Origin of the sequence: Pseudomonas salmasensis, from assembly GCF_014268375.2 — a bacterium.
Lineage (GTDB): Bacteria > Pseudomonadota > Gammaproteobacteria > Pseudomonadales > Pseudomonadaceae > Aquipseudomonas > Aquipseudomonas salmasensis.
Map to the genome: position 1 here is coordinate 139,944 of NZ_CP077083.1, position 11,594 is coordinate 151,537.

Below are 11,594 nucleotides of genomic sequence, written 5' to 3' on the forward strand. Positions count from 1 at the left end.
CGCGTTATCGTTAACGGCTTTCGCGAGCAAGCTCGCTCCTACAGATGATAGGTCAGGGATATGACGATGAGTCTTGAGACCAACTCCGAACTCGATCAGGCTAACCTGCGCATTGTGGTGGCCACCATCGCCATTGTGTATATAAGCCTACTGGGTTTCCTACCTGGGCAATCGCTGGACACCTACCTGCCGGTGATCCTGTATATCTTCCTGTTCCTGCTGGCGTCCATCGTGCTTCGCCAGGTGATCGCGCGCTGGCCCGGGCATTACCCGGCGCGGCGGATCTTCGGCATGATCCACGATTACACTGGCACCTCGTTCGGCCTGGTGGTGGGTGGTGAAGCGGCATTGCCGCTGTATGCGGTGATGGTCTGGGTAAACCTGGGCAATGGCATGCGCTACGGTTCGCGCTACCTGGCGATAGCCACGGGGTTGGCATTGCTGGCGTTGCTGATCGTGTACCAGCTTACGCCGCTGTGGCAGGCGCAGCCGTTCATGGTACTGATGCTGATGATCACCAGCACGGTGATCCCGGTGTATGCGCATATTCTGCTGGAGCGCACGCGCAAGGCTTCCGAACAAGCCATCGCCGCCAACCTGGAAAAATCCCGCTTTCTCGCCCAGGCCAGTCATGACCTGCGCCAGCCTATCCACTCCATCGGCCTGTTCACTGCCTGCCTGCGCGAAGCCCGCTTGGGGGAGGACGAACAGCGCTTGGTGGACAATATCGACCGTTCGCTGCTTAACGTCTCGCAATTGTTCCGTTCGATTCTCGACCTCTACACCCTCGACAACGGGCGCCTGTTGCCCAAATACCAAGTGATTCACCTGGGCGACTTTCTCGCCGACCTGGTGCGCCAGAATGCCGAGGCCGCACGCTGGGCGGGGGTGGAGTTGCGCTTGCGCCCCTGCGCCCATTGGGTGCTGGTCGATCCGGGCATGTTGGCAACCATGGTGCAAAACCTGCTCTCCAATTGCTTCAAATACGGCGCGCAACGACCGGTGCTGATCGGTGTGCGTGTTCGCGATAGCGGCTTGGTGGTGGAGGTGCACGACCAGGGGCGGGGCATTGCCAGGGAGCATCTGTCGAAGGTCTTCGAAGAGTTTTATCGCGTGCGCCAACTGCGTGACAAGGACGTCGAAGGCGTGGGCCTTGGGCTGTCCATCGTCAAGCGCCTGGGGCAGTTGATGGGGTTGCAGGTGAGCCTGCGTTCGCGGGTGGGCCGTGGCACTTCTGTCAGCCTGCATGGCTTGGCCCTGGCTAACGCGCCGCACCAACCGGCGCTGCGCGACGACGCACGTCAGGCCGGGCTGCTCACCGGGCTGAAAGTCTGCCTGGTAGAGGATGACTACAACGTGCTGCTCGCCACCCAGGCCCTGCTCGAGCGCTGGGGGTGCCAAGTGCAGGCCGAGTCCACGGGGCAGGGTTTGGTCAGCGACTGCGACATCATCGTCGCCGACTATGACCTGGGTAACCACGCCACCGGCATCGAATGCATCGACCAGCTACGCGAGCAACGTGGCTGGGCGGTGCCAGCGCTGATCCTCACCGGGCACGACGTGGAGAAAATCCAGGCCGCGTTGCACGACCGTCAGATCGCCATCCTGTCCAAACCGGTACGCCCTGCGGAACTGCGCGGCACCCTGCGTGAGCTCAGTCAGGAAAAAATTACTGCATGAACGGCGTCATTGCATTGCCGCGCGCGCCTTTTGGCTGGCAGTAGGCGGCAGGCTTCATCAGGCCAAAACTGGCGACCGCAAATAGGCCGCCGCTGGCCCCGCTGGGTACGGAGCAGTTGTATTCGCCGGACGCGGTGTTGGCTACATAGTAGGTGCTCATGGAATCGCTGCGCACATTGGAGATACGCTTCACGGGCTCGCCCAGATTGGTTTCAGACAGCTTTTTGAGATGGTCTTCGGTGGGCTTGATATTGCTGCAACCGGCGACGCCGATGATCAAGGCGCCCAACAGGGCAAGGCGAGTGACAGGGGAGTGGAGTTTCATGGTGCTTCTTCCTTGGGGTTGTTTTTGGTTTTTCCAACGCGCAACGAACCCACGCGCACTGAATGCGCGGTGTGGGTGAGAACGTTGGAAGTGCCGCGGAATATAGCGCCGCTGTGAGGTAGGGTCGATTAGCACAAATGGGCTAATGGCAGTTTGAGGTCATGGAAGGAGCTTGCGATGCTGGAGATAAAACGTGCCACGCCGGACGACGCCGAGCGTGCGTTTGAGATTCGTCGTGAGGCCATTCGTGGCCATTGCATTGGCGCCTATAGCGCTGAACAAATGGCGCTCTGGACCCGAGGTCGCGCCAGTGATGGCTACGGCGCGCTGATGGAAAAACAGTTCTTCATGGGATGGTTCAATGGCGAACCTGTCGCCACGGGCATGCTGGATCTTGCCAGCCATGAAATCGGCGCCTTGTTTGTATTGCCCGTATTCAGCGGGCGGGGGTTTGGCAAGGCGATGCTTGCTCACTTGGAACAGGTGGCGCAGCAGCAGGCGATTGAGCAGGTTGTGTTGGATGCAACATTGAACGCGGTGAATTTTTATAGAGCGTGCGGGTATGTGGGCGATGAGCAGGCGGTGTATCGCTCTCCGTCCGGGTTGGTGCTGGCGTGTGTACCGATGGTGAAGCCACTGCGGGTTATGACGCCTGTTTGAATGCAGTGCGCAGTTGCTCGATCACAGGCGCTATCCCTGGCCCTTGAATCGGCGGCGGGGTGGGGCTTTCGCCAAACTCGCGCCATACAAACAGGGTCAGCTCAGCGCCATCGGTCATGGGCTCGAGGGGCTGCGTACCGAAAGCGTTCAGCGAGCGATAGCGTTCGTCCCGCCAGAACGCTTGCTCTACCCAGTCATAGACGGGGATGCAATGAAAATGCAGTGGCAAGCCCGGCACATGGCCGTAACGGCTGATATACAGCCATTTGGGCTGGAGCTGGGTTTGCATCACCCGCTGGATAGTGGCGAGCAGGCCACCCAGTTCGGCCAGCGCGGCTTCAGGCATATCGGGGAGGGCGTCAATCGGCGCCCTGGCGCCCAGCATCAGGTAGCCCGGCAGCTTCGAGGTCAGGTGGTGGTTGAGTTGCCAGTGTTCGGTTTGGTGAAGGATAAAGGCTGGGTTGATTTGCATGCGCACGGGGCCCTGTGGGTTGGAGTGGCAGGATACCAAGGCTTATCCTTCCAGTTATCTACCTGACGCCCCACGATCCAAATGTGGGAGCTGGCTTGCCTGCGATGACGGCCTGACAGCCGGCCCATATCTACCTGACACCCTACGATCCAACTGTGGGAGCGGGCTTGCTCGCGAAGGCGGCCTGGCAGGCGACACAGTTGGATTGTGTACATATCCATTGCTGCGGTAACGGCCACTTAGGGTTCCGCCCTGACGGCGGGTCACTTTGGAAGAGCCCCAAAGTAACCAAAGGGCTCTTGCCCCACCACTCGGCACCTCGCTTGGGCTCGGTGTGCCCGAACGCAGGCTTGAATTCGTGGGCCGCCGCCACGCGCCATCCATGGCGCGGGGCGGCTAACCCGGCGTCCTGCCGGGTTACCCACGAATTCAAGCCTGCGTTCGGCCAGCGTGGTTTAACGGGGCGCCTGAGATCAAGATCACAAGCAGATCAAGAGCAAGATCAACAGCGGCTCGCTTCGCATCGTGGTTACCTGTGGGCGGCACGTTCGACATCTCTGTCGATTGAACGGCCGCCATCGCAGGCAAGCCACACATTTGGATCGTGGGGGCATCATTTGGATCGTGGGGGCATCAATTAGATCAGCGTCCGTTTCTGAAGTACCCAGGGGCATTTTCTTCAATACCCTCGTCGCCCTGCGCGTTACCGTGATCTCAATATCGTTGGCATCACACAAGGAACTGTAATGAGCTTGATTCTCTCCATGGCCGCTTTTGCCCTGGCCACGTCCATTACCCCGGGCCCCGTTAATGTGGTTGCTCTAAGTGCCGGTGCGCGTTTCGGTTTTGTCGCCAGCCAGAAACATGTGTTCGGCGCCGCCGTAGGTTTCACCTTGTTGTTGATACTGATCGGCCTGGGGCTGCATGAAGTGCTGGTGCGCTGGCCGATCCTGATCCAACTGATCCGCTGGGGCGGCGTCGCGTTCTTGTTGTATATGGCGTGGAAGCTGGCAGTAGATGATGGCCGGCTCGACGCCGACGGTGCGCACACCGCGCCGTCGATGCTGTATGGCGCGATCATGCAGTGGCTCAACCCGAAAGCCTGGCTGGCGTGTGTGGCAGGCATGGGGTTGTTTGTGGCCGATGGCGATGCGGCGCAGGTGTGGTTGTTTGCCGCGCTTTACCTGGTGATCTGCTACCTGTCGGTAGCGTGCTGGGCGTATGCGGGGACGTTTTTGCGCCGCTACTTGAACAACCCGAAGGGGGTGCGCCTGTTCAACCGCTCAATGGCCGCGTTGCTGGTGGCCAGTGTGGGTTATTTGCTGATGGCTTGAGGTTTTCTCGGTATTGCCCCGGCGTGGCCGCGAAGTGTTGTTTGAAGGTGCGCTGGAAGTGCGCCTGGTCGGCAAAGCCCGCAGCCAGGGCGACGTCGGCTATCAGCGCGCCATTGCGCAGTTGGCTGCGGGCGAACTGGATGCGTCGGTTGACCATGAAGGCGTGGGGCGTCAAGCCGTAATACTGCTTGAATGCGCGGATCAGGTAAGACGGCGACAATTCGGCGGCCTGGCAGATGTCTTCGAGTTTCAAGGCTTGTGTGCAGTGGGCGCGGATGTAGTCGGCGGCGCGTTCCAGTTTGTGGTTGACCTCGCGCACCGGCGCCAACGAAGGGTTCAGGCGCTGTTGTACCTCGGTGAAGTAACTCACCAGCGCGCTCTGTTTTTGCAGCAGATCGGCCTGTGCATCCACGAGCGTGCGGTACAGGTCGAGCAAGCCGTGGTACAGCGCGGTATCGCGGGTATGGGGCGTGTCGAAGGGCCGGTAGCCCTGGTCGGTACTGAACCCCAACTGGTATTGCAGGTCGGTCAGCCACGGCGTGTCGAGGTACAGCATGTGGTAGGACCAGGGCTGGTCATGGATGGGATTGCACGCATGCACATCGCCGGGGTTCATCAGCACCACGGTGCCGGCGCTGATGTCGAAGGTGCGCGCGCCGTAGTGGTAATAGCTGCAGCCGGTGGTGATCGCACCGATGGAAAAATGCTCATGGGCGTGCCGGGTGTAGGTGACCTTGCGCCCGTCGGCGATGGTGCGCGCTTCGATGAGCGGCAGGCGTTCGTCGCGCCAGAAGCGCGGTGCTGTAACGGCGGTCATGGGCAGGCGCTCCGGGTGGTAATTGAATGAGCAGGCCTGCAGCCTTATATAAAAAACGCGATTGTTCAAGCCTCAGGGATGTTCGAGGGCCAGGCCGCGCAGGTAGTCGGCCCAGGGGTCACTGCCGCTGGCGGCTGCCTGCAGGCTAATCGGCAACTTGGCTTGCTGGCTCAAAGCCAAGCTGTCGTGCAGCAGGTGCTGTTCGACAATAACCTGCGTGAGTGCGTAGCTGCGTGGTGAATCCAAGGTGCTGGGGACGCGCCGGCCCAGGCTGTCTGGTGCGGGAATGTCGTCCGCGCTGGGCAGCTCATGGTCGAGCTTGTTGAGCACCAAGCGGGTGTCAACATCCGTCACGGCGACTTTGGCCGGCGGCGTTCCCCGTGCATACGCCGCCCAGTCGAAGCGCATCCAGGCTTGGTGAGTGGCCGTGTCGACGGCCTGCATGACCTGGGTGTAGTTCAGGTCGCGTCGTGGGCGAATCAGCACCTGCTTGGGAAAGAACTCATAGAAGTGCTGGTCAGTGAAATACGTGACATACACCAGCACCGCCAATCGGCCCACCTCAGTAGAGGCGCGCGGCCCCCGCCGACTCACGCTGAAAAACTGCACATTGCCGTATTCCAGGGCTTCACGCCGCGGCAAGGTCAGGTGTGACAGCCAATAGCGAATGGACTCTCCATAGGCGGCCTTCACCTGCTGGAGCTTCTTGTCAAAGGCGCTGGCAAAAACGCTGTTGATCTGCCCCAGCAAATGAAAACGCTTGGCCATTTCCCGGTATTTGATCGCCGGGTTCGAGGAGTGCCAGCGGTTTGAGGTGGCGTCCAGGCTGCCAGCCATGTGCAGGTCGACGAACGAATACTTGGGGCCGGTATGTACATTCTCGAAGCGACCGTCTTCGGAAAACGGCGAGCTTTGCGGCAGCCACATCAACAGGGGTGTTTCGAGTAGGGGGTTGTCGGGATAGACCTCGCGCAGATCCTCCAGAGCGGTCTGGCGCAACGTTACGATGGGCTGGGCAAATGTCCGCAGAGTGGACGCCAGGCGTGTACGTTGAAAGTTGAGCGCTTGGCGCGCCGTGTTCAACGCCTGGGGCCCGGTACGTGCCTGGGCACGCAGCACGCCATTGGCCTCGGCCCAGTCCAGGATAGGGCCGGCCGCTTCGTGGCTGTCCAGGAAGTTTTTCCAGGTTCCCTCGGGGGGCAGGTAGGCCAGGCTCATGATCTGCTGATAGCTCAACTGACGAGACGAGCCTTGCACGACCTTTTCCATATAGCTCACGTACTGGCGGAACAGCACCCAGGCCTGAGAGCTCTGGCAAGGGGTCGATTCGGGGATGTCGCGAACCAGCAAGTGTGGGCTTTTCCCGCAGAGCAGCAGGTGGGCGGCGAGGGCTGCGACTGGTGCGCTGAGCCCATACAGGCTGGCTTCGATCTGGCGGCGAGTGAACGAGGCGGACTCGCCCCAGTAGTAATCACCCTGCCAGTCGATGCCGTTGATACGGGTGGGGTGCACGTGCGGCTCGGGGTCGAGACTCAAAATCAGCGCGGCCAGGATCAGCGCGTTGCGGCTGCCGCTCTCGGTGCGTTCACCGGCATGCCCGCCGTGCCAGTGCAGGGTGTTTGACAGGCGTTCACCCAGTTGTTGCGCCAAAGGGGACGCCAGCATGCGCATCAGGAGAAAGTCTGCTTCGGCGTGCACATCGGCTATGGACTTACCGGCCAGGTCGGCCCCGCCAAGCACTTCAAACAGCAGACCGTCCTTGTCCGTCATGAATGCGTTGCTGAGGGTCAAGACTTGCTGGCGCTCCGACGTCGACAACTGCCACGCCGTTGTCTGCCAGCCGGTCGACGGTTTGAGCGCCCGCCACCAGGCACGATCACTGACTGACAGCGGCTGGATGACTTCCAGGCGCTGCAACGTAGCGCGCGCTTCTTCCAGTGTGCGGGGCAAACTGAAGTGGTAAAGCTTCAGTGCCTGGGCAAGGGTCACTGTGTTGTCCGTGCGCAGATAGCCACCGGTTTTGGCTGCCGCGTCCTGAAGTTGGCGTAAGAGCGTCGCTAGCCTGGGTTGTTCCAGGACGGCATCGGTCAGCGATACCCGTTTGCCGTCCAGGTCATCGGCGCAGAGGCTACCGGTGGCGCTCAGTACCACTGGGCTGGAGGAGTCTATACGCTCGCGTACGCGCAAGGCCAGGAAGGCCAAGTCGTCGGTCAGGACGGTCAATTGGTCATAGGCTTTTTTCACGGTGGCCTCAAGGGCGTCCGGATCGGCGCTGATCACCCCATCAAGCCCGTCGGGCTTTAGTAGCGCGTCATCGTTGATGACCTTCGCCAATGCGGTGTGCAACGTATGACGGTCATTCAATACACCGACAAAGTGTTGGTGACGGTACAGCTCGGCAAAGGAGCGTCTGCCATTGAGTATTACCGGTACTGTCGGTGCGGGCACCTGGCGCAGGCGCCCGACCAGGGCGTTGATGGCCGATAAGCTCCAGGGCCGTTCGATGGCGTATGCCTGCAATGCCGCAGCCACGCTGAGGCTATGGTTCAGGTAAAGATCGAGGCCCAATTGCTTGCCGATCGACACCAACGTGTCCCAGCGCGCATCGCGATTGGCCGGCACGAGGAAGTTCCACTCAAGCGTACTGCCAATCAGGGGCACCGCCAGTTGTTGAAGCTGGAAGTCGAAGTACACGCGGGACGCTGTTTGCGTCGTTGCGCCCAGATCGTTTTCATCCACGATCGCCTGCAGCAGGCTCCCTGCCTGTTTCAAGGTCCTGGCCAGTCGCGAATCGGACGTCAGTTGTACACGCGTGCGATAAATGTCCAGGGGCGAATACGCCTCGCTGTCCAGGGCAATCCGGGCCAGCGCATCGGCCAGTTGCTGGCGGTCCTTGGCCTGTTCGGTCAATTCTGCGTAGATCATCGACTTGCTGCGCCCATTATCGTCAAAGCCCGGGAAACGACCCAAGGTCTTTAGTTCTTCGACAATCGCCTGGACCTGCAGGTGATTGGCAGGCATCGGCAAACCATGGAACGCCAGTGCCAGGTTTAACGGCCATGTGAGGGGGCTCGCCTGCGGCTGCGGGTCGATCAACGGCATGCCCAACGCTGTCGGGTCGATTAGCTGGCTGATGAAAATAATCGGGTTGGCGTGGGCCCACCAGCCGGACGCGTCGGCCAGCTTGAAGATTTTGGGCAGGTTGCCCACGGTAGCGCTCAGGGTGCTGTTGTGGACCCGCACGCTCTTGGGGTCAATGCCTTGGGCGTCGACCCAGGCCCTGAAACCTTTGGCGTTGACGGCTTTACCGAAGGCTGCGCTCCATTGACCGAGCAATGACCCTGCGGCAATCGGTATGGGGTGTGTGGGGGCTGCCACGGCCTCGCTCGCCGGGACGCAAAGCAGGCCTGTCAGTTGGTCGACCAGGTTGCGGTCACCCTTCGTGAGCAAGGCTTGGCGTTCACTTACAAAGGTGGTCGTGGGTGTGAGCGTGACCGGCAGGGCGGTATCGCTGGGCAAGGTATCCCAGGTCAGGGCGAGGGGGCGAAGGTCTTCCATGAGCACGGTTCCGGTCTTGAGGGCAAACCCGGATGTTGACAGTGGCGGCCGGCACCTTCGTAGCAGGGGGTTCCTGCAAAGCCGTGGCTTATATCAGCCAGCGTCGCGAGGGGCTGGCCTTTCGTCAGGCAGGTACTAGAAAGGCTGCCTTGAGCAACTGCCGGGTATAGGCATGCTGCGGGTCGGCAAAAATCGCCCGGGCATCGCCTTGCTCCACCACCTGGCCTTGCTTGACCACCATCAATTGGTGACTCAGCGCCTTCACCACTGCCAGGTCATGGCTGATAAACAGGTAGGTCAGGTTGTACTTGGCCTGCAAGCCGCGCAGCAACTCTACCACTTGGCGTTGTACCGTGCGGTCCAGGGCCGAGGTGGGTTCGTCCAGCAGGATCAGGCGCGGCTTGAGCACCAGCGCTCGGGCGATGGCGATGCGTTGGCGCTGGCCGCCAGAGAATTCGTGGGGGTAGCGATGCCGGGATTCGGGGTCCAGGCCCACTTCCTTGAGCGCTGCGATAATCGCCGCTTCTTGTTCGGCGGGCGTGCCCATCTTGTGGATGCGCAGGCCTTCGCCAACGATCTCGCTGACGCACATGCGCGGGCTCAGGCTGCCGAACGGGTCCTGGAACACCACCTGCATTTCCCGGCGCAGCGGGCGTACCTGTTGCTGGCTGAGGCGGTCCAGTTGCTGGCCTTCGAAGCGAATCCCGCCCTGGCTGCCGATCAGGCGCAAAATTGCCAGGCCCAGGGTGGACTTGCCCGAGCCACTTTCACCCACGATGCCCAGGGTTTGCCCCTGGGGCAGGCTGAAGTTGATGCCGTCCACGGCCTTGACGTAATCCACGGTGTTGCGCAAAAAGCCTTTCTTGATCGGAAACCAGACTTTCAGGTCGTCCACTTCCAGCAGCGGTGGGCCGACCGTGTTGTTGGCCGGCCCGCCACTGGGCTCCGCAGCCAGCAATTCTTGGGTATAGGGATGCTGGGGCGACTGGAACAGTGTCGCGCAATCGGCCTGCTCCACGATGCAACCTTGCTGCATGACGCACACGCGGTGGGCGATACGCCGTACCAGGTTGAGGTCGTGACTGATCAGCAACAGCGCCATGCCCAGCCGCGCCTGCAGCTCCTTGAGCAGTTCCAGGATCTTCAACTGCACGGTGACATCCAGCGCAGTGGTCGGCTCGTCGGCGATCAACAACTCAGGCTCGTTGGCCAATGCCATGGCGATCATTACCCGCTGGCGCTGGCCGCCGGACAGCTCGTGGGGCAATGCCTTGAGGCGTTTGTGGGGCTCGGGGATGCCCACCAGCTCCAGCAACTCCAACGTGCGCTGGGTGGCGACCTTGCCGGTCAGGCCCTTGTGCAGGCCGAGCACTTCGTTGATCTGTTTTTCGATGGAGTGCAGCGGGTTCAGGGAGGTCATCGGCTCCTGGAAGATCATCGCAATGCGGTTGCCGCGTATATGCCGCAGGGTCTTCTCTTTGAGCGTCAGCAGGTCTTGCCCTGAATACTCGATAGTGCCCGACGGATGCCTGGCCAACGGGTAGGGCAGCAGGCGCAGGATCGAATGGGCGGTGACCGATTTGCCCGAACCGCTTTCGCCCACCAGCGCCAGGGTTTCGCCGCGCTTGATGTCGAAGCTCACGTGGTTGACCACGCGGTGATGATGCTCGCCGGTGACGAACTCGACACTGAGGTCGCGAATTTTGATCAGATTGTCCGGATTCATCTCATTTCCTCGGGTCGAACGCATCGCGAGCGGACTCGCCGATAAACACCAGCAGGCTCAACATGATCGCCAGCACTGCAAAGGCACTCATGCCCAGCCACGGCGCCTGCAGGTTGGATTTGCCCTGCGCCACCAGCTCACCCAGCGAAGGCGAACCTGCCGGCAGCCCGAAGCCAAGAAAGTCCAGGGCGGTGAGGGTGCCGATGGCGCCGGTGAGGATGAAGGGCAGGAAGGTCATGGTCGAGACCATCGCATTGGGCAGGATATGGCGAAACATGATGGCGCCGTTCTGCATGCCCAGCGCCCGCGCCGCGCGCACGTATTCCAGGTTACGCCCGCGCAGGAACTCGGCGCGCACCACATCCACCAGGCTCATCCAGGAAAACAGCAGCATGATCCCCAGCAGCCACCAGAAGTTGGGTTGCACGAAGCTGGCCAGGATGATCAGCAGGTAGAGCACCGGCAAGCCGGACCAGATTTCCAGGAAACGCTGCCCGGCCAGGTCGACCCAGCCGCCATAAAAGCCCTGCAAGGCGCCGGCAATCACGCCGATGATCGAGCTGAGGATGGTCAGGGTCAGGGCGAAGAGCACTGACACGCGAAAGCCGTAGATCACCCGCGCCAGCACATCGCGCCCCTGGTCATCGGTGCCCAGCAGGTTGACCGAAGACGGCGGCGCTGGGGCCGGGACTTTCAGGTCGTAATTGATGCTCTGGTAGCTGAACGGAATCGGCGCCCACAAGGTCCAGGCGTCCTTGGCCTTGAGCAGTTCCTGGATGTACGGGCTCTTGTAGTTGGCTTCCAGCGGGAATTCACCGCCGAAGGTAGTCTCCGGGTAGCGCTTGAGCGCCGGGAAGTACCAGCCGCCGTCGAAGTGCACTGCCAGGGGTTTGTCGTTGGCGATCAACTCGGCGCCCAGGCTTAGCACGAACAGCACCAGGAACAGCCACAGCGACCACCAGCCACGCTTGTTGGCCTTGAACCGCTCGAACCGGCGGCGATTGAGGGGGGACAGGTTCATC

9 protein-coding genes are annotated in these 11,594 nt (G+C 61.2%); 3 read left to right on the top strand and 6 right to left on the bottom strand.

The features are described from left to right. The first annotated feature begins 66 nt into the window (after positions 1-66). Complete coding sequence (locus HU731_RS00600; RefSeq protein WP_186606593.1) at positions 67-1,680, top strand: ATP-binding response regulator; 1,614 nt, start codon at positions 67-69, stop codon at positions 1,678-1,680. Here HU731_RS00600 and HU731_RS00605 read toward each other — a convergent pair. Next, entirely contained in the window at positions 1,670-2,005 is a 336-nt protein-coding gene (locus tag HU731_RS00605) for a hypothetical protein (protein ID WP_186606594.1), read from the bottom strand. The two genes, HU731_RS00600 and HU731_RS00605, sit on opposite strands and share 11 nt — an antisense overlap. Positions 2,006-2,182: 177 nt before the next feature. Here HU731_RS00605 and HU731_RS00610 point away from each other — a divergent pair, with 177 nt between their 5' ends. Next, the gene (locus HU731_RS00610; RefSeq protein ID WP_186606595.1) at positions 2,183-2,665 is read left to right on the top strand and encodes a GNAT family N-acetyltransferase; all 483 of its coding nucleotides are present in this window, start codon (positions 2,183-2,185) and stop codon (positions 2,663-2,665) included. Here HU731_RS00610 and HU731_RS00615 read toward each other — a convergent pair. Then, on the bottom strand, positions 2,649-3,137 hold the full coding sequence (locus HU731_RS00615; protein WP_186606596.1) for an HIT family protein: 489 nt from the start codon (positions 3,135-3,137) through the stop codon (positions 2,649-2,651). The two genes, HU731_RS00610 and HU731_RS00615, sit on opposite strands and share 17 nt — an antisense overlap. A 746-nt stretch (positions 3,138-3,883) precedes the next feature. Between HU731_RS00615 and HU731_RS00620 the strand changes: the two genes are divergently transcribed. Further along, positions 3,884-4,471, top strand: a complete 588-nt coding sequence (locus tag HU731_RS00620; protein WP_186606597.1) for a LysE family translocator — start codon at positions 3,884-3,886, stop codon at positions 4,469-4,471. On the opposite strand, the gene HU731_RS00625 is transcribed toward HU731_RS00620, so the two are convergent. From HU731_RS00625 to HU731_RS00640, 4 genes are all read right to left on the bottom strand, one after another. After that, entirely contained in the window at positions 4,413-5,288 is an 876-nt protein-coding gene (locus tag HU731_RS00625) for an AraC family transcriptional regulator (RefSeq protein WP_186606598.1), read from the bottom strand. The two genes, HU731_RS00620 and HU731_RS00625, sit on opposite strands and share 59 nt — an antisense overlap. Positions 5,289-5,360: 72 nt before the next feature. After that, positions 5,361-8,846 (bottom strand): hypothetical protein, encoded by a 3,486-nt coding sequence (locus HU731_RS00630; protein ID WP_186606599.1) that lies wholly within the window; start codon positions 8,844-8,846, stop codon positions 5,361-5,363. 124 nt (positions 8,847-8,970) lie between these two features. Continuing rightward, entirely contained in the window at positions 8,971-10,572 is a 1,602-nt protein-coding gene (locus tag HU731_RS00635) for an ABC transporter ATP-binding protein (protein ID WP_186606600.1), read from the bottom strand. A 1-nt stretch (position 10,573) separates the two neighbouring features. Further along, positions 10,574-11,593 (bottom strand): ABC transporter permease, encoded by a 1,020-nt coding sequence (locus HU731_RS00640; protein ID WP_003190688.1) that lies wholly within the window; start codon positions 11,591-11,593, stop codon positions 10,574-10,576. Position 11,594 lies beyond the last annotated feature (1 nt).

Excerpts from the sequence above, each read along its gene's own strand:
- HU731_RS00600 (WP_186606593.1), top strand. The coding sequence starts at position 67 with ATGAGTCTTGAGACCAACTCCGAACTCGATCAGGCTAACCTGCGCATT.
- HU731_RS00605 (WP_186606594.1), bottom strand. The coding sequence starts at position 2,005 with ATGAAACTCCACTCCCCTGTCACTCGCCTTGCCCTGTTGGGCGCCTTG.
- HU731_RS00610 (WP_186606595.1), top strand. The coding sequence starts at position 2,183 with ATGCTGGAGATAAAACGTGCCACGCCGGACGACGCCGAGCGTGCGTTT.
- HU731_RS00615 (WP_186606596.1), bottom strand. The coding sequence starts at position 3,137 with ATGCAAATCAACCCAGCCTTTATCCTTCACCAAACCGAACACTGGCAA.
- HU731_RS00620 (WP_186606597.1), top strand. The coding sequence starts at position 3,884 with ATGAGCTTGATTCTCTCCATGGCCGCTTTTGCCCTGGCCACGTCCATT.
- HU731_RS00625 (WP_186606598.1), bottom strand. The coding sequence starts at position 5,288 with ATGACCGCCGTTACAGCACCGCGCTTCTGGCGCGACGAACGCCTGCCG.
- HU731_RS00630 (WP_186606599.1), bottom strand. The coding sequence starts at position 8,846 with ATGGAAGACCTTCGCCCCCTCGCCCTGACCTGGGATACCTTGCCCAGC.
- HU731_RS00635 (WP_186606600.1), bottom strand. The coding sequence starts at position 10,572 with ATGAATCCGGACAATCTGATCAAAATTCGCGACCTCAGTGTCGAGTTC.
- HU731_RS00640 (WP_003190688.1), bottom strand. The coding sequence starts at position 11,593 with ATGAACCTGTCCCCCCTCAATCGCCGCCGGTTCGAGCGGTTCAAGGCC.